Source organism: Asticcacaulis endophyticus (assembly GCF_014652575.1).
Classification (GTDB): domain Bacteria; phylum Pseudomonadota; class Alphaproteobacteria; order Caulobacterales; family Caulobacteraceae; genus Asticcacaulis; species Asticcacaulis endophyticus.
In genome coordinates this window covers 1741469-1760634 of record NZ_BMZB01000001.1, presented here as the reverse complement: position 1 = coordinate 1760634, position 19166 = coordinate 1741469, and the positions used below count along the sequence as shown (strand labels likewise).

Here is a 19166-nt window from a genome sequence, read left to right as displayed (position 1 = left end):
CACTACTGCATCTTACGCATTTTGGCTAAGGGTTCAAAATCGAGCTTGGCCTTGGCCGGCACCCACATCAGGCCGCGTGAGCAGAACACTTCGGTCGCAAAGCTGCGCTTGGCCGTACTGCCGCAATTAGCACCTGCCACATCGACCCACAGCTTGGCGCTGGCGGCGGATTTATCAAGATTGGCCGCGTAGACATAGCCGCCCCACGCCTCTTTATAGCCCGCAGGCCCGGACACAAAAACCGTCAGCGGTGACCCGGCATTGCCGCCATAAAGCGAGGCCGCGCCATCGCAGATCAGTTCGCCCTGATAGACACCGTAATCCGCCCGTCCGTCACCGTTGAAATCGGCCACCCGCATGGCTGAGGCCGGATCAAGGAAACGCCCGCCGACTTCAGCGCACATCAGTGACAAGGATTTGAGGTGATCCTGCACCGGCTTTGGGTATCCTTTGGCCCCTTGCGCCGAAGCCGGGACCGCAAAGCTCAAAACCACCGCGCACGCGACGGCTACACTCATTACGCTTTTGAAATTCAACATCGTAAATCCCCCTGATATTTTGACTATAAGACTATAGCCGATAAAGCCTTCATAGCATATCCACAGGAAATAACCGTAACGTATCGGCTACATATCTCAACCCTCTGTTGACTAAATTTTAGGCTCATATATAAATGCCGCCGGGAGACTGTTGGGGGAACCTTATGAAATTGAAACGTTTTTTGGCCGCCGCCACTCTGGCGACCGCTGTCTGCGTGTGTGCGCCGCAGGCCTTTGCCGCTAAGACCGAAACTTTTGTAAAAATCGAAAAACCGGCGGCGGGCACGCCTGTATTGCTGATCAAGCCGGAAGCCGACCTGAGCATGCTGACGGCATCAGGGGTGACGGAACCCAAGGTCGAATGGTCGGATAATGCCGAAAAATACCTGGCCGAAGCACTTGAGGCGGCCATCAAGGCTCGCAGCTACACCACCCATTCCGTGCCGATCGAATCCTATCAGGAACCCCGCGCGGTCCAATTGGTTAAACTCAATACGGTTGTGACCTCTTCCATCGCTATGCAGGAATGGCCGGCACTTCGCCTGCCCACCAAGACGGCGTTCGACTGGACCCTGGGCGAAGGCACGCAGGTTCTGATCCCGCAGGTGGCCGAGGGTACTGCCGCCCCGCAATATGTGATCTTCCTGCGCGCTACGGGGTCCTATTCCAGCGGCGGGCGCGCGGCCTTGGCCGTCGGTGCGGCGCTTCTGGGCGCCGGTGTACCTCTGGGCGGTCAGTTCGTGCAGGCGACACTGGTTGACCTCAAAACGGGAAAAGTCGTGTGGTACGAATTCGATAAGGTCCCGACCGGCGAAGACATCCGCACCCCCGAAGGGGCGACGGCCACCGTCACGCGCCTGTTCAAAAAGCTGCCGATCTAAGGTCGCGTCATGAAACGCTTAACCCTTAGCGCGCTGATGTCGGCGGTCGCATTTTCTGCGATCCTGCCCGCACCGGTGCTGGCCCAAACGGCCGCCAAACCGGCCAAAGACCTTGATGAGCGCACTCCCGGTCAGAAACCGGCTGATAACAGTCTGGAGCATAGCCTGTGGGACCAGTCAGAAAAGGCTGAATACAAGGCCCAGACCTCCGGCGAACGCAACCGCGATCCGGCGCTCAACGCCTATGTCGACAGCGTGGTTGATAAGGTCACCGGCCCCTACAGCGGCGATGTACGGGTCTATGTCATGGATCGGCCGTTTTTCAACGCCTCCATGGCGCCCAACGGCTATACCGAAGTGTGGTCGGGCCTGCTGCTGCGGGCGGAAACCGAAGATGAACTGGCCTTTGTTCTGGGGCACGAATTCGCTCACTTTCGCCAAACCCATTCGCTTCAGGCCTACAAGAACTTCAAGTCAAACCGCGATGCGGTGCTGGCAGCCACCATGCTTATAACCGCAGTGGGTGTAGGTGCGGCAGGCAATGCCGGTAGCTATGCCGCTGCCCGCGACATCTCAAACCTGACGCGCGGCCTGATCGACGTGGTCTATCTGGGGTCGATTGCCGCCTATTTCGGCTATTCGCGGGAGACGGAAACCGAAGCTGACAGGTTCGGCAGCCAATATGCCCATCAGGCCGGTTACACCTCTCTGGCCGGGTCGCGGCTGTGGCGTACCCTGCTGGATGAAACCGCCGCCTCTGATTACCGGCGGGTGCGCAATTCCCCGACGCGCATCAATATTTTCGGCTCTCACCCTTTGGAAACCGACCGCATCACCGCCATTCAGGGCTATGATAAGGCGCTGAACGGCGGTAAGGCCAGCGCCTTTGATGACGCGGCCCTTAAACCCGCGCGCGCCGCCTACCGCGCCCACATCCGCGCCCATCTGGGTGACTGGCTTAAGGACGATCTGCGCCGGATGGACTATGGCCAGACCCTGTTTACCATCAAGCGCCTGAGCCGCGACGGTGAGGATCTGGGCCTGCTCAACTTCTATGCCGGTGAGGCCTATCGTCTGCGGGTCAAGGAAGCGAAAACAACCGAGACCAATGCCGATAAGCTCGACCGGTTTGAGGTCGATAAGACTAAGAACCTTGAGGCCGCCGTAGAGGCTTATAAAACCGCGCTGCAACATGCCGATGCGCCCGCTGAGACTTACCGCCAGCTTGGTGATGTCTACCGTAAGCTGGAGCGCAAACCTGATGCCATTGAGGCACTCACCAAATACATCAAAGCCCATCCCGACGCCGAAGACGCCTGGATGGTCGAAGACCAGATCGCGACATTAAATAAGGGGGGCGCGTGATATGAACCTTAAATCGAAATTGAAAACCGTAGCCGTGATCGGCGTATCCGTAGCGGTTCTGGCCGCCTGCGGGTCCGGGCCAAGGCTAGTGCCCGCGGGCAAGCTGACGTTCGGCAATGCCAGCGTGACCTTTAGCCGCGACTGGTCTGACATCGGGGTGCTATCCTATCACAAGGCCAAAAAGGTCAGAATCCTGTCGATCGACGGGCCGGGCCTGAACCGGCTTTATATCTCTGACGGCCTGACCAGTGACGATCCGTTAATGGTATCGCCCACCGCCGGCGACCGCAAAAACGCGCCCGCCCCGCGCGGCAAGAAGGACATGTCCCTGTCCGAGCAGATGGAGTTCGTGGCCACCAGCCTGAATGTGCTTGAGTACCAAAAGGTCGAGACCGATAACCCCAAGCCGGTAACTGTTGGCGATTCCCGCGGCGTGCGCTTTGACTTCACCGCCAAGACCTCGGACGGCCTTGACATAAAGGGTGTCGCTCAGGCCGTCAGCAAGGGCGGATTGAACTACTACATCGTCTATCTGGCCCCGGCTGAGCACTATTTCGACGCCAGCCTGAAGGACGCGTTGGCGGTCATGGACGGGGCCAAGGTTTAAGTCAGCCAGTTGAAACGGGAAGCCATGCTCAAAACCATCCAACATCTTGTTTTGAGCATGTTTACCGCCGTTTGTGTCATGGCAGCCGTCCCAGCCATGGCGCAAACCCATCAGGAGACGCGCGGTCAGGCCGAAGATGGGAATCCTGACTCACAAAGCTCACTGGCAGATGCCTATTTTCATGGTCGGGACGGCTTTGAGCAAAATGATTATCTGGCCCTGCACTGGTATAAGAAAATTGCTGAACGTGGCGATGACTTCGCCATACAGCAGGTCGGCAGGCTATTATTGACCGGTGATTTCGATGTCGCACCGGAGGCCGCCAAAGATCGCGCGATCAAGTGGTATCAGGACGCTCTGGCTAAAGGACACAGCACATCAAAACGACAGATCGAAAAAATAACCGCAATGTCAGCCGAAGACGTGGCTGCGCTTAGGTTAGAGTCACAGCTTGAAAAGGCGTTGGCTATACTCGAATGCAATAAGGGCGACACCCTCCCTTGTGGGGATGAGCCTCAAAAGTCAGCGCTCCTGAAAATAAAAACTCTGGCGGATCAGGAATTGACCTCAGCCCAATCCGTATGGGGAAGCCTGCTGTTCGATGAAGGCGCTATGGCAAAACTAGGTGGCAAACCTGACCCAAACGCCGCCATTGCTTACCTTACCAAAGCCGCTAACAAAGGCGATGAAACCGCCATGCTGTTTCTGGCGCGGGTGTATGAGCACGGCCGGGGCGTACCCAAAGACACCGCCGCCGCCCTGATGTGGTATGATCGCGCGATGGCCAAAATGACGGCGGAGAGAGCCGAGGCAGCAAAGAACAATGTGATTATCTCCGGTGGCAATGACACCCTTATTCAGTGCAAGCTCCATTTCCTGCGTGGCGATAAAATCGCCGAACACACCCGTCAAGAATGTACCGCCTGGGACCGCGAAGCCTTTTACAGAGCCTACTAACGTCTAAACCACCTTATGATAGGTATAAAAGTCGGTGCGGGTTGCGACCTTATCGTACAGGGCCTGAGCGTTAGTATTGTGGGTATGGGTGACCCAGTAGACCCGCTCAGCCCCCAGTTCACGGGCCTGCGCGGTTACGCCATCGATCAGGGCGCGGGCAATGCCTTTTCCCCGCTGGGCCTCACTCACGAAAAGGTCCTCCAGATAGACATAGCCCCCGCGTGCCCAGGTCGAGCGATGAAACATGAAGCTGACAAAGCCGGTCACTTCATCCCCCGTCCGCGCGATCAGCAGATACATATGCTCATCCGGATTGAGACACCGGGCCCAGGTCAGATCGGTGACCTCAGCCGGCAGATCCTGCTGATAAAACTCAAGATAGGCGTTCCACAGTGGCAGCCACGCCGCCTTATCAGCGTCGCGCGCGTAAGCGATATCAACCATGCCCCATCCCTTCAAAAGATCAGCATAGCGCGATATCTGGGCCGCGCACAGCCCCCCATTTCACCCCCATTTTCATAGATTTTGCTTATCCACATTTCAATTATAATTGAATTTCCTTATTCGCCTGACGGGCGCAATATCCACTCGCTGACCGGCTTAAGACAACCCATGTCTGAGATGGCGATCGGCTGAAACGACGGAGACACCCCATGAGCGCAGACAATCCCCAACCTTCACAATGTCCGGTAACAGGCCTCACTACCACTGCCGGTGCGCCGGTATCCGACAACCAGAACAGCTTAACCGCCGGTGCGCGGGGACCGGTTCTGTTGCAGGACTATCAGTTGCTGGAAAAGCTGGCCCACCAGAACCGTGAGCGCATCCCCGAACGCGTCGTCCATGCCAAGGGCTGGGGCGCCTATGGGACGCTGACCATTACCCACGACATTACCCCATATACCCGCGCCAAGGTGTTCGAGGTCGGCAAACAGACGCCTATGTTGCTGCGCTTTTCGACCGTCGCCGGGGAGCAAGGCGCCGCCGATGCCGAGCGCGATGTGCGCGGCTTTGCCATGAAATTCTATACCGAAGAGGGCAACTGGGATCTGGTCGGCAACAATACGCCGGTGTTCTTCATTCGCGATCCGTATAAGTTCCCGGATTTCATCCGCACCCAAAAACGCCACCCGCGCACCAATCTGAGATCACCGACCGCCATGTGGGATTTCTGGTCGCTGTCGCCGGAAAGCCTGCATCAGGTGACCATCCTGATGTCAGACCGCGGCATTCCGGTCGATCCGACCCACATGAACGGCTATGGATCGCACACCTACAGCTTCATCAATGCGGCAAACGAGCGCTTCTGGGTCAAGTTCCACTTTAAGACGCAGCAAGGGCATAAACACTACACTAATGCCGAATCTGCCGACGTGATCGCCCAGTCGCGCGAATCCTACCAGGAAGCCCTGTTCGGTAAGGTCGAGCGTGGCGCGTTCCCGCGCTGGGACGTGCAGGTCCAGATCATGCCGGAAGAAGACGCCGATAAGACGTCATACAACCCCTTTGACCTGACCAAGGTGTGGCCGCACGACGAATATCCGGTCATTCCGGTCGGCGTACTTGAGCTTAACCGCAACGCCGATAACTATTTCGCGGAGATCGAACAGGCTGCATTTTCGCCGTCCAACATCGTGCCGGGGATCGGTTTCTCGCCGGATAAGGTGTTGCAAGGGCGTATCTTTGCCTATGCCGATGCGCACCGTCACCGTCTGGGCACCCACTATGAGGCCCTGCCGGTCAATGCGCCGAAATGCCCGGTCCATCACTATCATAAGGACGGAGCTATGCGCTTCTTCAAGAACGATACCGGTAACCCGGATGTCTATTATGAGCCCAACAGCTTCGGAGGGCCGGTGCAGACGGAGACCTATGCTGAGCCGCCGCTGAAAATCTCAGGCGATGCCGACCGCTATAATCACCGCGACGGTAATGACGACTATGTCCAGCCACGGGCGCTGTTCAACCTGTTCGACGCGGATCAGAAGGCGCGCCTGTTTGGCAATATCGCCGCAGCTATGGATGGGGTGCCGGACTTTATTATCGAGCGGGCTTTGGGGCACTTTGACAAGATCCATCCCGATTACGGCAACGGCATTCGCGCCGCCCTGAAACGGCCGGTCAAGAATGACACGGTCACCGTCGGGCCGGATGCCGTTCCCACACCGGCGCAATAAGAAAAAACGGCCCTCTGCGAACCTATCCCACACAGCCGCTAACTGTGTGGGATTTTCGCCAGTCAGGCTTCGTCGGGTTTTCTGACCTTGGCCCAGATCAGATTGGCCGCCAGAAGGGCAATACCTGCCCCGGCTACAATCGTCAGCAACCCTGCTCCCGGTTGGTTAAGGTTGGCGGCGATGATGCCCTGCAACGCCCACATACCGGCGATGGCGTAAAACATCTGCCCGCCCAACCGGGTCATGGCCAGCGCAAACGCCAGTGCGGCCAGCAAAAACCCAATCGCCACATCGGGACGCAGCGGGTCAAGCTGATCAATGCCATAGGTACGAAGGGTCGAGGCGGCATTGACGAACGCCGCCGCACTCACCCACCCCGCCAACAGGCTGACCGGCATCAGCATCAGCGTATCCTCGGCCCGTCTCATCACGCTTTTTTCACGAACTCAGTCCGCAGTACCAGACCGCGCACCTTTTCGTGGTTGCACTCGATCTCCTCCTCATCAGGGGTCAGGCGGATATTCTTGATCAGCGTGCCGCGCTTCAATGTCACCCCGCCGGAACCCTTGACCTTAAGATCCTTGACCAGGGTTACGCTATCTCCGTCAGCCAGACGGGTGCCATTGGCGTCCTTTACCACGATATCGTCATCATCAGCCATGTCAGGCTCCCATAAATCTAAGGGTTCCCTGCTAACCGATCAGGCTATCCGCGGCAATAGCCTTCGCCGGTCATGACGATCAGGCAGTTGGTTTTATCGGCCAGCCATTTCATGCCGGTGTCTGCGCCGCTGCCTGCGCGGATGATATGCTCAGCGCCGTCACGAGTGAAGGCCAGCCCGCCCTGCTGGAATGCGGCCGGAAAGGTGCGCACGCCGTCAAGGTTCTGGATCGCCACTTCAAAGCCACCGTTCAGTGGCTTGACCTCCAGCCACGTCCCTTCGGGGCCCGTCCATTTTCCGGTCCAGTCGGGCACAGATGAGGCCGCCGCAGACGCCGAAACCGGTGCCTCAGCACTGACCGGCGGTAATTCTGGCGGGTTTTGCGGTGGCTCCGGCGCGCGTGAGCAGGCACTAATCGCCACGCTAAGCCCCACAATGACGGGTGCCATGTGCGCGCGTATGAGGGGTAATAGGGTCATGAAAATCTCGTCCTTAAGTGCATAGCCTTGCCGACCATTCCCGCTTCAGTGTAACATAATGCCACCGTCGCGATATGTTTTTTGAGCTCATTTGACTGGCGGATTTTTTGCAGCGGCGAAGACCATATCCGCATGTGCGATTTAAAACGGCACATCAGATAACACTGGTCTTTGTGGCGCACACGCTACAGTATCAGTGTATCAGGGATAGGCGCCAATTTAAGGTTGCTGATGGCCCGATTTAAAACTAACTTGCCTATGGCGCAGTGCACAAATTTTTATTGATTATTTATGTGCAAAAGGGGTTATTTTATGAAATTCGATGCGCTTAAAGACATTTCTGCCGTCGTTCAGGCCCCGCCTCTGGTGGTTGATCTCGATGGCACCCTGGTCAAATCCGACCTGTTGATCGAGTCCGCCTTCGCCGCCCTCGGTAATAACCCTGCGTCATTATTTGGCATGTTAGGCGCTTACCTGCGTGGAAAACCGGCGCTTAAATCCTACATTGCCGAACGCACCGATATAGATGTCGCCCACCTGCCCTATGACGGCGAAGTCCTGGCCCTGATCCAGCAGGCGCGCAATGACGGCCGCGAAGTCTATCTGGCCTCGGCCACCCACAAAAAATATGTCGAAGCGGTCGCCAACCATTTGGGCGTCTTTACCGGCTGGTTCGCCTCAGATGAGACGATCAACCTGTCGGGCTCGAAAAAAGCCGCCCGTCTGGTCGCAGAGTTTGGCGAAAAGGGCTTTGACTATATCGGCAACGACGCCATCGACCTCAAGGTCTGGCCGCAAGCGCGCGAATGTATCGCCGTGAATGCGCCGGGGGCCGTGCGTTCAAAGCTTAAAAAAATCAGCCCCAATGCCGTCGTCCTCAAGACCCTGCCCAAGCAGGGCAAGGCGTGGATCAAGTTGCTGCGCGTCCACCAGTGGGCCAAGAATGGTCTGGTCATGGTGCCGGTTCTGACCTCGCAAAGCTTTAGCGTGACCTCGATCACGCAGGCGGTCGCTGCCTTTTTTGCCTTTTCGCTGGCGGCATCATCGATCTATATTATCAATGACTTAGTTGACATTGATGCGGATCGTCAGCATCCGTCGAAAAAGCGCCGCCCTCTCGCCGCCGGCACCGTGCCCATCCTGCCCGCCATGATCGCCGCCCCGATACTGCTGGTGGCGTCGCTGGTCGGGGCTTACTTCGTCAACCCGTTGTTTTTGGCGGTTCTGACCGGATATCTGGTGCTGACCACCCTCTATACTTTTAGCCTTAAGCGCAAACTGCTGGTCGATGTCGTGGCACTGGCCGGGCTTTACACCATCCGCGTGGTCGGCGGGGCGGCGGCCATTTCGGTCGTCGTGTCGGAGTGGCTGCTGGCCTTTTCGGTGTTTGTCTTTACAGCGCTGGCGCTCATTAAGCGCTATACCGAACTGACCGTGCGCTTCGATCAGGATCTGCCTGACCCGACCAACCGCAACTACCGTAAGGCCGATCTGCCGATTGTCGCCACCCTTGCCGCCGCCGCAGGCTTTAACGCCGTCACCGTGTTTGCGCTCTATGTGTCCGATGACAAGATCAGCCAGCTTTATGCTAACCCTAAACTTCTGTGGCTGATCTGCCCGCTGCTGCTGTACTGGCTGGGCCGCTGCCTGATGCTGGCCCACCGCCGCGATATGAACGATGACCCGATCGTGTTTGCCTTGAAAGACCGCAACAGCCTGCTGACGGTCGCGGCTTGCGGCGTGGTCATGCTGGCCGCCATGATCAGACTATAGAGATTTCAGGCCATCATGTTTTCAACATTTTCAAATATTTATAGCAAATATTACGACAAATATGTCGAACCTCACCCGGTCAATGCGCTGTGGGACCGGCTCGATCGCAAGGTTGCGGATGACGCCACGACCTTAAGCCGCGCCGATATCATATTGTGCGCCGTCATGGGCATAATCGGCATCGTGATTTCACTGTGGGCCTTTGCCCAGACGCAGCGTGTGCCGGGTATCAACACCTATATGAGTATCTTCCTGCAATCGGACGTCGGGCGGGTCGCGGAAAATCTGGTCACCCCGTCGGGTAACCATTCGCGCACGGCGGTGCATCCGATTTCGTCGATCCTGCTGACTCCGATCGGTTATGTGCTGACCGCGATAGGCCTGTCGCCCATCGCCGCCGCCAAGGCCATGACGGTCGCCATTTGCGGGGCCAATGTCGCCCTGTTTGCCGCCACGGTGCGCCTGCTGGGCCTGCCAAGATTTGCGGTGGCGCTGTTTACCGCCCTGTTTATGGTCAGCGCCTGTTTCGTGTTCTGGGGCTCAGTGATTGAACTGTTCCCGTTTGCGGGCTTCACCATCATCCTTAGCCTGTTTCTGCTGGCCTATACCCGCCCGCTCAAAGCCGTGTGGTGGGTGGTGCTGAATGTCCTGACGCTGGGGATCACCACCACCAACTGGACGGCAGGCCTGATTGCGACCGCCGCGCGCCACCGGCTGAAATCGTTCTTTGCGATTGCCACCATAGCTCTTGGGGCCGTGGGTGTGTTGGCGGTTGTGCAGCATCCTCTGTTTGAAAAATCAGCCTATTTCTTCAATCCCATCCCGCTAATGCGCGAAACCAACTTCACCCAACCGTCGATGCAGGCCAAGGGCGACTATAAGGCCGGCTGGAACCCGCTCACCAATCTGCGCAGCCTTTATGTGACCACTGTGGTTGCCATGCCGTCCGAGGTCGAGCAACAAAACACCATCGAACTGGTCACCACCAACCAGACGTCAGGCTTCCCCAAGGGCGAAATCTCACCGGTCATCGCCACCGCCGCCTGGGTCGTGTTGTTCGGTCTGGGCGTTTGGGGCGCCATCAGTCACCGGCCTTTGCGCACTGTGGCCATCGGGGTCGGCGTCATGCTGGCCTTTCAGACCCTGCTGCACTCAGTCTACGGCGAAGTTACCTTCCTCTATAGCTGGCACTTCATGCCTATGATCCTGCTGGTCGCGGCGTTTTCGTGGTTCAGCCGCTATCGCTGGGTGGCGGTGGCGATGGCCGTTATCGTCATTGTTTTCGGCGGCATCAACAATGTCCACCGCCTGCAAGCGACCGTGACGACCGCCGGATGCCTGTCGCAGCTTAATTCCGTCAAGACCTATCAGTCGTGGGATCTGATCAAGACCGAACCGTCGAGCGATGTGGCCAAGTCTTACCCGCCGCTCGATCCCGCCGACATCAAACAGTGCCAGCCCCTCTGACAATCTGAAAGACCCGCTTTGAACCTGCAACTTGTCGCCCCCATCCTGCTGAGCGTGGCCTTATCCTCCGGCTCCCAGATCATCCTGAAAAAAGGCATGGTCGATCCGGCCATGCAAACCAGCCTGCAAAGCGGCAATATGCTGACGATTGCGCTGGCGATACTCACTTCGCCGCTGGTGATCGGAGGACTGTTCTGCTTTGGCCTCAGTGCCATTGTCTGGCTGTTTGTGCTGTCCAAGGTGCCGTTGTCGTCGGCCTATCCGTTCGTGGCCCTCGGCATTGTCGTCACGGTGGCGGCGGGCATGACCATGTTCGGCGAAACCATCAGCGTCGCCAAGGCTATCGGCGTCGGTTTTGTGGTGTTGGGGATACTGTGCGTCGCCGCTCAGGCTTAGGCTTTCGCCCGCTTTACCTCACGGGCGCGATTATAGACCATGCCTGCAAACTGACCGCCTGCGGCTTCGATATCGGCTTTAAGCGCCAGCCGCGCCGACAGGTCGCCATCAGGTTCCGACACCACCATTACCACCGCATCCATGAGTGGCGCCAGCCTTAGCGCGGCATCGGATCGTTCAGCCGAGGGTACATCGACAACAATCGTCTGAGCATGCTGGCGCAGGGCCTGCCAGTAGCTGGTCTGGGTAAACAGCTTGACGGTTTGGCCCTTGCTGAGATTTTGCTCACGAAAGCGCGTCACCCACAACTTGCCGTCAAAAAATGGCCGTGCCACCAGAAACTTCGCGTCCGGCACCATATGACCATCACGGTCGCGGGCGGGCGGGGTGATCGCAAAAAAGGCCGAACCATCCGGGGTGGCGGCACACAGTGGCCCTGCCGGACCAAAGCGCGCGGGTTCTGTCCCCATCGCCACCAACTGGCCCTGCGCTTTCAGGTCAGCATCAACCAGCCAAACCGGACGCTTGGCAAAGGCGGCTTCGGTGCGGGCAAATTCGCGCGCCACGGTCGATACGCCTTCGCCATCATAGGCCGACACAAACAGGATCGCCCGCCCCATCGTGGCGGATGGCTTACCCATCGCCCGATTGAGGCCCTGCATCAGTTCCGCCATTTCACGCGTCAGATCTACCATAGGCCCTTCACGAATCACACAAGGGTAAGTCTAGGCGGTTTTGACGGCAGGTGACAGACCGGCTTTCACGCCTTTTTGGCCCCCGCCGTGGTCAGCACTGGCAGATCGAGCATCCGTGAGGCCGAACGCGCACTGACAAACCCTTTGCGGCTATAGGCCATGGCCAAGCCCGCACACAGGGCCGTAAAGGCGGCAAACAAAAACGATCCGATCAGCACCAGTTTTTTCAGGCTCTTACCCGTCAACGGCGGTTCAGCGCGGTCAACCACGCGGACGGTTTCTTCGGACACCTTGGCGATCTCGGCGGCGGCTTCGGTATCCTGAATGCGGTTGGTGAAGGCGCGGATATTGGTTTGCAGGGCCTCACGCTCAGCCGACAAGCTGTTATATTCGCCTTCCAGCCCCATCAGGCTCTGCATTTTGGTATTGACGTGATCGACCTGGGCCTGCAGTTGCGACCGGCGACCATTCAGCGACGCCAGTTCGGCCTCCAGTCGCAGCTTTTCGGTCAGTAGATCCTGATAGATCGGATTGATCCCAAGCCGGTGCTCGCGCTCCCCCACCCCGCGGCCAGAGGCCATCATCTGCTCGTACTGGGCGATCTGGGCCTCGATATCCCTGACCGGCGGCGCCGACGGTTGATAACGGGCCAGCAGGTCCTCGCGCTGGGCTTTAAGCGCCAGAAGCTTTGACGGAATAGACAGATCCAGATCACGCGACAGGCTGATTTCCGGCGCCAGCCTTTGCACCCGCGCATTGAGTGCCGACAGGCGGGCATTGCCCTCAGCGATGCGTGAGTCCGCATCATAAAGCTGGCCCAGCACGGTTTCATGCAGCTTGGCATAGGTCGCCTTGGCGGCCTGAAAATCACCGACGCCGTTTTGGGTCAGGAAGTTCTCGAACGCCACATCGGCACTGTGTAGCCTACGGTCAAAGGCGTTTTTCTGTTCGGCCAGCACGGGGGCGGTCACATCCGAAAACACCTGCTGGCGATAGCTGACATATTCATCGATCATGGTGTTGAGGATCAGGGCGGCACTGTTGGGATTTTCGTGTTTAAAGCTTAAGCGCACCACATTGATCTGCGGTGTCGTGCCGGTTTCAAAGCCACCGTAAAGGATTTTCATGGCCCTTTTGTCGGCCTCAAGCTTATCGGCCTCATTGTGCGGCACCCAACCCGTCGGCAGGTCAGGAATAATCGCACCGTACCCCAGCTTTTCGATCACGCGGCGCTTCAACCCATTGGAATTTAGGATTTCGACTTCGGACTGCACCACTTCGTCGATAGTGGCGATCGTGCCGCGCGACGGATCGCCGGTGCGCGGCACATAGGCATAGTCTTCGCCAACCTTCATCAGCAAAGACGCGCCTGCGGTATAGGTCTGGTTCATGCGCAGAGCGACAAATGCACCGGCCCCAAAGATGACGGCAAATACCACCAGCATCAGCCAGATTTCCCGCCGCAGCAGGGCGAAAATATCGCTGACATCATAGTGCATAAAGGCATGGGACTGGATTTTAGACACACGGCGACTATCGACGGTTTTGGCCGTCTGCGCCCGCCCTGCCCTGTTGCCGGTATCTGCCACCCTAAACCTGTGCTTCATTAAAGCGCCCGGCGACTCATAAGGTCGTCGCATTTTGGACTTTAAGGCAAGTTTGGCGGCAAGCCATTAACCAAACCTTACCTATTTCTAAAGATTGTTAATACCTGTGAATTTTCGATTCATTTTAGTTTATTCGGGCGCTTTTAATGCTTTTACGTCGGCACATCCTCAAAGGCGCGTTAATCCTGCTGGCTGCGACACCGGCCCTTAATGCCTGCGCCACCGGCCCGGCCAGCAACCGCACGCAGACGCAATCGCTTACCGAACCGATCGCCTTTGCCGACTGGCAGGACAGCGATGCCGGTTATGCGTTTTATCCGACCGATAAGCTGGATATTCAGGTGCCCTCCGCGCCCGAACTTAACCGTCAGGCCGTGGTGGGCCAAGATGGTCGCATTTCGCTGCCGATGGCGGGTCAGGTCATGGCCGCCCACAAATCCGTGCCGCAGCTAGAGGCCGATATCGCCAAAGCCTATGCGCCATATCTTCGCAACCCCACGGTCAATGTGTTGCCGACCGACACCCCGATGCGGGTGATTGTCGGCGGTGAAGTCAAGGGTGGCGGCTGGGTCGATATGTCCGGCGATATGGATGCGCTACAGGCCGTGATGGCCGCCGGTGGCTTCACCCCAGCGGCGCGCCGCAAGGAAGTCGTCGTCATCCGCCGCGGCCCCAGCGGGCAAGCCATGCGCCGGGTCATCAACCTGCAAAACGTCATCGATGGCCGGGGTGGAGAGTTATTTGCCATCCGTCGCAATGACATCATCTTTGTGCCGCGCTCCAACATTGCCGAAGCCGGTGTGTGGGTGCAGCAGCATGTCAATGATCTGATCCCGTCGGGCATCATGACCTATCTGCTGTATAATAGTAACTAAGTATATCCGCCCCCTTCTCCTCCCCATTTCATGGGGAGCGGGGCGGCCCGTGCCGTGTCTCGTTTTTGAGACGGAGGGGTAAACGAACTGCCCAGTACCCCTCCGTCGCGGACTTCGCCGCGCCACCTCCCCATAGAATGGGGAGGAGAAAAAATGAGGACTTAATGCCGAGCCCTACTCGCCTTTGGGAGACGTTTTCGGTGTCCCTGCGGCTGGGCCTGACCTCGTTCGGCGGGCCGATTGCCCATCTGGGTTATTTTGAAAACACCTATGTCCGCCGCCTCAACTGGCTGACGCCGCAGGCTTATGGCGAGATTGTCACCCTTTGTCAGTTACTCCCCGGCCCCGCCAGTTCTCAGGCCAACTTCCTGATCGGCTGGCAGCGGGCGGGTGCCTTGGGCGCACTGTTGTCATGGATCGGCTTTACCCTGCCGTCGGCGTTGTTGATGTACGGGCTGGCGGTCGCTGCCCCACACATGAACGGTGAGTTAGCCGCACCGATCTTTCATGCCCTGAAACTGGTAGCGGTATGCGTGGTCGCGCAAGCCGTCTGGAGCATGGGCCGTAAGCTGTGTCCCGATGTTCAGCGTTTGCTGATTGCGGGCGTGTGCGGGCTTGGCGTGGTTATGATCGGTGGCGTATGGGCTCAGGTCGGGGCTATTGCTGTTGCGGCCCTTGCGGGCCTTATTCTTTGCCGCGCCACTGAGGTCGCCACCACGGGCCTTAGCCTGCCCATCAGCCGCAACACCGGCCTGATCGCGCTTGGGGTATTTGCCGTCTTTATGGTGGGATTGCCGTTTGTGGCGAGCCATGACCGGCTGCTCGGCCTGATCGACATTCATTACCGCGCCGGTGCGCTGGTGTTCGGCGGCGGGCATGTGGTGCTACCGCTGCTGCATGAACCGATGGTGGCCAATGGCCTGATCAGCGACGCTGATTTCCTGAGCGGTTACGGCGGGGCTCAGGCTGTGCCGGGGCCGCTGTTTACGCTGGCCGCCTATCTGGGCGCGATGTCTGCGCCTGCGGGTGCGGCACCCCTATGGGCGTTGAGCGTGCTGATTGCCCTGTCTCTGCCCGGACTTCTGCTGGCCATAGCCGGTGCGCCGCTGTGGGCGTGGATCAGATCTCATCCGGCGGCACAAACCGCCCTGATGGGGATAAACGCGGGCGTGGTCGGCATACTGGCCGCCGCGCTCTATAGCCCGGTTGGCACCTCAGCGATCCTAAGTCCACGCGATGCGCTGATCGCGGTCGCGGGCGTCTTCGCTTTGGAACGGCTTAAGACTCCGCCCCTCATGGTCGTGGGCGCAATCATAGCCATCTGCGTGGCGGGCGAAATCGTGAACGCTGTAGTTTAGGCCACCAGACCGATACGGCCCTGATCCAGCCACTGACGGGCGCAGCGCTGAGCTTCGGCCACATCTTCGCGTTCCATCTCTTTTGACAATTCCCGGCGATAGACGCTGGCCTCCAGGCTGCCGCGCATGGCCGCCAGATTGAACATCATGTGCGCCGACACCAGATCAACCGGCGCGCCGCCGGAACCGGTGGAATACATCATGCCCAGACGCATCAGGTCGTCAGACCCCATATCCGGGGTCGGCAGAGGCAGTGGAGCCATTTCATTAGCTGCGATAGTCATTGAACTTAAACCCGCGCATTTTGCGCGTTCCCTTGCTGTTGATAAGTCGAGTTTTTCACCAGCAAGTGAAGTTAAGGTTAATGCCGCATTTTTCATGAAATATTTTATGTAAAAACAAAGTTAATTTTAATAAATTTATTTACAATTAAATACATAATCATTAAAAATTACAAAATATTTAAATATAGAATTAGATATATTCGTAAATATACCAGAAATTATCGTTAATAATTCATATTAAGCTTGTTAACACATCCAAATACACACTTATATTTCCAACAGACCAAAGCAAACACCGACGACACCCCAAAGGTTTCATCCGCGATTCAGCTTGCGCGCGCGAAATGTAATACTGACGAAACCGTTCAGGTTCCATTCAGCCACGCCCTGCCATAGTGGGCTCAATCCGGAAAAATATTTCCGCAGAATTGGTTTTAAAGGCCCGAACCCGCAATCGCGCTGACACGGCTCCCTTTTTAATCCCGTAGTGAGTGAGGACTTTTGTTATGAAGACCCGCAAAACCGCCGCTGCGTTTGCCTTCTTGATGGGGGTGGGCTTTGCCGCCGAGGCGCTGGCTGGCTCCGCCATCGGCCCGTCCGAGCGCCAGCAGCAGGAAGTGCGCCGTAACCAGAACCGTCAGGCGCCGGTCACCGTCGCTCAGCGCGGCCCGGATCGCGATGATGACCGCGATAACCGCCGCGAGGCGCGTCCGCAACAGCGTCAGGAAAACCGCGGTCAACGCACTGAAAACCGCCAGTCAGAGCAGCGCCCACAGATCGAGCGCCCGCAGGGCCGCCCCGGCACCCAGCCCTTACGTCCGCAGATCCCGCAGGCACAGCGACAAGATAATCGTCAGGATTTCAGGCAGGAGCGCCGCGATGACCGGCAGGACTTCCGTCAGGAACGTCGCGACGACCGCCAGGATTATCGCCGCGACCCGACTCCAAGCCGTCCCGACTACCGTCAGGATCGCCGCGATGATCGCGGGGACTACCGCGCCGATCGCCGGGACGACCGTAGAGATTACGCGCGCCAGCAGCAGTGGACCCGCAATCACAACTGGTCGAGCTATCGCCGTCCCACCTATCGCAATGATCGCGACTGGCGTGACTATCAGGGCGCCCGCCGCGGCTACTACTACGCGCCGGGCTATGGCTACTACCGCCCGCCCGCCCAGTATTACGGCCACCGCTGGAACCGGGGTCAGCGCCTGCCGAGCTATTACTATAGCTACCGGGTCTATGATCCCTACTATTACGATCTGCCCGCCGCCCCTTATGGCTATGAATATGTCTATAGCGGCAGCGACATCATTCTGGTGGCTTTGACGACCGGCATTATTCTGGATGTGTTTTTCGACATATTCTGATCATCTGATCTAATGGGCAGGTCATGGCCCTAAACTTGAGGCTCCCGCATATTGCGGGGGCCTTTTTTATGCCTCTGATTAATATGTAATCCGATTTTTTATTTACAGCTTAAAGCATTCGCATAAATCACGAACGCATTTTCACATCCATACTATTAAGGCCGCACAACAGATCGATATTTTACATGCCTGATATTAGATTTAGGTGGCAACGCATCCGTAATATTTACACACAAAGGAGATATCTATGAATGCTCGTAACCTTATGATTACCGCCGCTATGTTCGGCGCGCTTTCGGCTCCATTGGCCGCCCCTGTCGCTATGGCTCAGACCGCGCAGCCCACTGCCGCTCAGGATAACGCCACTCAGAACGAAGGCACCGCCGCCCTGAACGCTCAGGCTAAGGCCACCGCTATGGCAACTGTCGCTGCGGGCCCTACCGGCCTTGCGGCCCCCGAAGCGACCGAAGGCTCAGTGCCTGCCAGCACGTCCACCAGCGTTCCGGCGCCCGATACCATGAACCCGGAAACGCCGGATCACAACATGAGCGACCCTAGTGCAGCCCCAGCGCCGACGCCTCTGCCTGCGGAGCCTGAAGCTCAAGCCCCGATGCCGACCGAACCCAAGACTGACGGCGGCATGTAAGCCCGTTTAAAATAGTACCTTTAAAGGCTCCGTCTGGATAAGACGGGGCCTTTTTTGATGACCGGGGTTCAAATCCAAACTCGCGGATCAGGCGTAAACAGGCTGCATTTACATAAATGCTTAACCTTAACTCTGATCTACAGGTGCCTCCATGAAATATCGTTCAGGCCTAAGCGCCTTAGTCTTGATATCTGTATCCGCTCTTGCCACCACCGCCTCCGCTCAGGCCGTCGATGCCGGGCGCTGGGCCGTTTCCGGCAGCATCGGCACAGAACTGTCCACCTCCGGCGATGTCCACGGCGGGGCCACCACCGGCGAAATTCCGCTCAGCGTCATCGCATCCCTGCGCGATCCCGGTGCCCCCGCCCTGCCCGGTGCGATCACCGCCACCGGCAATGCCGGTCAGTTGCGCATTCAATCGCGCGGTTTTGACGATATCTATGACAACGCTATGACCTTTAACCTTGAGGGCACCTATGGCCTCGGCGGCGGGCGCGAAGTGTTCGGTAGCTTTGATTATGTTAAAGCCGACGAAGGCTCGGTGCAGGTCGGCACGGCTGCGGTCGTGAATGGTGCCACCACCGTCGCCGAAGTACCGGTCTATGGCCGCTTTGGCGAATATAAAGGCATGGGCGTGTCGGTCGGCCTGCGTCAGTGGTTCAACGAAGGCGGCACCTTCCAGCCCTACATCGCCGGGCGCGTCGGGGCCTCAAAGATCGATGCCATTGACGCCAGCTTTACCATCCCTGACCTGACCATCAATCAGTCTCTGCAAAACGTGCCGTTCTATGATGAGACGACCATCCTGACCGCCGGGGTCGATGTCGGTGTGTCCTACGCCCTGTCGGAAACCGTATCCGTCACGGCTGAGACCGGCGTGCGTTACTACGGCGATCTTGATGGCAATGATAGCGCCATTGGTGGCCTGGGCCTCGCCTCAATCAACGAAGAAGGCAAGCGCGTCACCTATCCGGTCAGCATCAAACTGCGGGCCGTGTTCTAAGCGTTGATGTGAGTAGTTAAAAAGCC

The 19166-nt window shown here is 57.9% G+C and carries 21 protein-coding genes; 13 read left to right on the top strand and 8 right to left on the bottom strand.

The features are described 5' to 3' along the window. Positions 1-2: 2 nt before the first annotated feature. Positions 3-539, bottom strand: a complete 537-nt coding sequence (locus IE102_RS07950; RefSeq protein WP_189485849.1) for a hypothetical protein — start codon at positions 537-539, stop codon at positions 3-5. Positions 540-703: 164 nt separating this feature from the next. Between IE102_RS07950 and IE102_RS07945 the strand changes: the two genes are divergently transcribed. The 4 genes from IE102_RS07945 (at position 704) to IE102_RS07930 (ending at position 4349) form a co-directional block, all read left to right on the top strand. Continuing rightward, complete coding sequence (locus IE102_RS07945; RefSeq protein ID WP_189485848.1) at positions 704-1420, top strand: glycosyltransferase family protein; 717 nt, start codon at positions 704-706, stop codon at positions 1418-1420. A 9-nt stretch (positions 1421-1429) separates the two neighbouring features. Next, entirely contained in the window at positions 1430-2785 is a 1356-nt protein-coding gene (locus IE102_RS07940; protein WP_189485847.1) for a M48 family metallopeptidase, read from the top strand. Between the two features lies 1 nt (position 2786). Beyond that, complete coding sequence (locus IE102_RS07935) at positions 2787-3392, top strand: hypothetical protein (protein WP_189485846.1); 606 nt, start codon at positions 2787-2789, stop codon at positions 3390-3392. Between the two features lie 78 nt (positions 3393-3470). Next, positions 3471-4349 carry a tetratricopeptide repeat protein gene (locus tag IE102_RS07930; protein WP_189485845.1) on the top strand — a complete coding sequence of 293 codons (879 nt, stop codon included), beginning with the start codon at positions 3471-3473 and terminating at the stop codon, positions 4347-4349. A 3-nt stretch (positions 4350-4352) separates the two neighbouring features. On the opposite strand, the gene IE102_RS07925 is transcribed toward IE102_RS07930, so the two are convergent. Continuing rightward, the gene (locus tag IE102_RS07925) at positions 4353-4793 is read right to left on the bottom strand and encodes a GNAT family N-acetyltransferase (RefSeq protein WP_189485844.1); all 441 of its coding nucleotides are present in this window, start codon (positions 4791-4793) and stop codon (positions 4353-4355) included. Positions 4794-5002: 209 nt separating this feature from the next. On the opposite strand from IE102_RS07925, the gene IE102_RS07920 reads away from it, so the two are divergent. Continuing rightward, complete coding sequence (locus IE102_RS07920; RefSeq protein ID WP_189485843.1) at positions 5003-6526, top strand: catalase; 1524 nt, start codon at positions 5003-5005, stop codon at positions 6524-6526. 62 nt (positions 6527-6588) lie between these two features. On the opposite strand, the gene IE102_RS07915 is transcribed toward IE102_RS07920, so the two are convergent. The 3 genes from IE102_RS07915 to IE102_RS07905 are packed head-to-tail and all read right to left on the bottom strand — an operon-like array spanning position 6589 to position 7666. Further along, positions 6589-6954 carry a TspO-related membrane protein gene (locus tag IE102_RS07915; protein WP_189485842.1) on the bottom strand — a complete coding sequence of 122 codons (366 nt, stop codon included), beginning with the start codon at positions 6952-6954 and terminating at the stop codon, positions 6589-6591. Then, entirely contained in the window at positions 6954-7187 is a 234-nt protein-coding gene (locus IE102_RS07910; RefSeq protein WP_189485841.1) for an alkylphosphonate utilization protein, read from the bottom strand. The genes IE102_RS07915 and IE102_RS07910 overlap by 1 nt, the downstream gene beginning before the upstream one ends. Positions 7188-7231: 44 nt before the next feature. After that, the gene (locus IE102_RS07905) at positions 7232-7666 is read right to left on the bottom strand and encodes a hypothetical protein (RefSeq protein ID WP_189485840.1); all 435 of its coding nucleotides are present in this window, start codon (positions 7664-7666) and stop codon (positions 7232-7234) included. A 312-nt stretch (positions 7667-7978) separates the two neighbouring features. Here IE102_RS07905 and IE102_RS07900 point away from each other — a divergent pair, with 312 nt between their 5' ends. The 3 genes from IE102_RS07900 to IE102_RS07890 are packed head-to-tail and all read left to right on the top strand — an operon-like array spanning position 7979 to position 11302. After that, positions 7979-9439, top strand: coding sequence for a UbiA family prenyltransferase (locus IE102_RS07900; protein ID WP_189485839.1), 1461 nt, complete (start codon positions 7979-7981; stop codon positions 9437-9439). 15 nt (positions 9440-9454) lie between these two features. Further along, the gene (locus tag IE102_RS07895) at positions 9455-10906 is read left to right on the top strand and encodes a hypothetical protein (protein WP_189485838.1); all 1452 of its coding nucleotides are present in this window, start codon (positions 9455-9457) and stop codon (positions 10904-10906) included. 18 nt (positions 10907-10924) lie between these two features. Continuing rightward, a complete protein-coding gene (locus IE102_RS07890; RefSeq protein ID WP_229807623.1) occupies positions 10925-11302 on the top strand; it encodes an SMR family transporter in 378 nt (125 codons plus the stop codon). Here IE102_RS07890 and IE102_RS07885 read toward each other — a convergent pair. After that, positions 11299-11997 (bottom strand): P-loop NTPase family protein, encoded by a 699-nt coding sequence (locus tag IE102_RS07885; RefSeq protein WP_189485837.1) that lies wholly within the window; start codon positions 11995-11997, stop codon positions 11299-11301. The genes IE102_RS07890 and IE102_RS07885 overlap by 4 nt on opposite strands. Before the next feature lie 65 nt (positions 11998-12062). Beyond that, positions 12063-13604: a GumC family protein gene (locus IE102_RS07880; RefSeq protein ID WP_229807622.1), complete on the bottom strand. Its 1542-nt coding sequence runs from the start codon at positions 13602-13604 to the stop codon at positions 12063-12065. A gap of 146 nt (positions 13605-13750) precedes the next feature. On the opposite strand from IE102_RS07880, the gene IE102_RS07875 reads away from it, so the two are divergent. After that, complete coding sequence (locus IE102_RS07875) at positions 13751-14479, top strand: polysaccharide biosynthesis/export family protein (protein WP_189485836.1); 729 nt, start codon at positions 13751-13753, stop codon at positions 14477-14479. Positions 14480-14643: 164 nt separating this feature from the next. Beyond that, positions 14644-15837, top strand: a complete 1194-nt coding sequence (chrA, locus tag IE102_RS07870) for a chromate efflux transporter (RefSeq protein ID WP_189485835.1) — start codon at positions 14644-14646, stop codon at positions 15835-15837. Here chrA and IE102_RS07865 read toward each other — a convergent pair. Continuing rightward, positions 15834-16121, bottom strand: coding sequence for a sel1 repeat family protein (locus tag IE102_RS07865; protein ID WP_189485834.1), 288 nt, complete (start codon positions 16119-16121; stop codon positions 15834-15836). The two genes, chrA and IE102_RS07865, sit on opposite strands and share 4 nt — an antisense overlap. Positions 16122-16627: 506 nt before the next feature. On the opposite strand from IE102_RS07865, the gene IE102_RS07860 reads away from it, so the two are divergent. The 3 genes from IE102_RS07860 to IE102_RS07850 all read left to right on the top strand — a co-directional run bounded on the left by IE102_RS07860 (position 16628) and on the right by IE102_RS07850 (position 19140). Further along, the gene (locus IE102_RS07860) at positions 16628-17491 is read left to right on the top strand and encodes an RcnB family protein (RefSeq protein WP_229807621.1); all 864 of its coding nucleotides are present in this window, start codon (positions 16628-16630) and stop codon (positions 17489-17491) included. Positions 17492-17738: 247 nt separating this feature from the next. After that, positions 17739-18137: a hypothetical protein gene (locus IE102_RS07855; protein WP_189485833.1), complete on the top strand. Its 399-nt coding sequence runs from the start codon at positions 17739-17741 to the stop codon at positions 18135-18137. 151 nt (positions 18138-18288) lie between these two features. Next, positions 18289-19140, top strand: coding sequence for a hypothetical protein (locus IE102_RS07850; RefSeq protein ID WP_189485832.1), 852 nt, complete (start codon positions 18289-18291; stop codon positions 19138-19140). Positions 19141-19166 lie beyond the last annotated feature (26 nt).

Bases quoted from the DNA above. Each gene is read 5' to 3' on its own strand.
- IE102_RS07950 (WP_189485849.1), bottom strand. From the start codon at position 539: ATGTTGAATTTCAAAAGCGTAATGAGTGTAGCCGTCGCGTGCGCGGTG.
- IE102_RS07945 (WP_189485848.1), top strand. From the start codon at position 704: ATGAAATTGAAACGTTTTTTGGCCGCCGCCACTCTGGCGACCGCTGTC.
- IE102_RS07940 (WP_189485847.1), top strand. From the start codon at position 1,430: ATGAAACGCTTAACCCTTAGCGCGCTGATGTCGGCGGTCGCATTTTCT.
- IE102_RS07935 (WP_189485846.1), top strand. From the start codon at position 2,787: ATGAACCTTAAATCGAAATTGAAAACCGTAGCCGTGATCGGCGTATCC.
- IE102_RS07930 (WP_189485845.1), top strand. From the start codon at position 3,471: ATGGCAGCCGTCCCAGCCATGGCGCAAACCCATCAGGAGACGCGCGGT.
- IE102_RS07925 (WP_189485844.1), bottom strand. From the start codon at position 4,793: ATGGTTGATATCGCTTACGCGCGCGACGCTGATAAGGCGGCGTGGCTG.
- IE102_RS07920 (WP_189485843.1), top strand. From the start codon at position 5,003: ATGAGCGCAGACAATCCCCAACCTTCACAATGTCCGGTAACAGGCCTC.
- IE102_RS07915 (WP_189485842.1), bottom strand. From the start codon at position 6,954: ATGAGACGGGCCGAGGATACGCTGATGCTGATGCCGGTCAGCCTGTTG.
- IE102_RS07910 (WP_189485841.1), bottom strand. From the start codon at position 7,187: ATGGCTGATGATGACGATATCGTGGTAAAGGACGCCAATGGCACCCGT.
- IE102_RS07905 (WP_189485840.1), bottom strand. From the start codon at position 7,666: ATGACCCTATTACCCCTCATACGCGCGCACATGGCACCCGTCATTGTG.
- IE102_RS07900 (WP_189485839.1), top strand. From the start codon at position 7,979: ATGAAATTCGATGCGCTTAAAGACATTTCTGCCGTCGTTCAGGCCCCG.
- IE102_RS07895 (WP_189485838.1), top strand. From the start codon at position 9,455: ATGTTTTCAACATTTTCAAATATTTATAGCAAATATTACGACAAATAT.
- IE102_RS07885 (WP_189485837.1), bottom strand. From the start codon at position 11,997: ATGGTAGATCTGACGCGTGAAATGGCGGAACTGATGCAGGGCCTCAAT.
- IE102_RS07880 (WP_229807622.1), bottom strand. From the start codon at position 13,604: ATGAAGCACAGGTTTAGGGTGGCAGATACCGGCAACAGGGCAGGGCGG.
- IE102_RS07875 (WP_189485836.1), top strand. From the start codon at position 13,751: ATGCTTTTACGTCGGCACATCCTCAAAGGCGCGTTAATCCTGCTGGCT.
- chrA (WP_189485835.1), top strand. From the start codon at position 14,644: ATGCCGAGCCCTACTCGCCTTTGGGAGACGTTTTCGGTGTCCCTGCGG.
- IE102_RS07865 (WP_189485834.1), bottom strand. From the start codon at position 16,121: ATGACTATCGCAGCTAATGAAATGGCTCCACTGCCTCTGCCGACCCCG.
- IE102_RS07860 (WP_229807621.1), top strand. From the start codon at position 16,628: ATGAAGACCCGCAAAACCGCCGCTGCGTTTGCCTTCTTGATGGGGGTG.
- IE102_RS07855 (WP_189485833.1), top strand. From the start codon at position 17,739: ATGAATGCTCGTAACCTTATGATTACCGCCGCTATGTTCGGCGCGCTT.
- IE102_RS07850 (WP_189485832.1), top strand. From the start codon at position 18,289: ATGAAATATCGTTCAGGCCTAAGCGCCTTAGTCTTGATATCTGTATCC.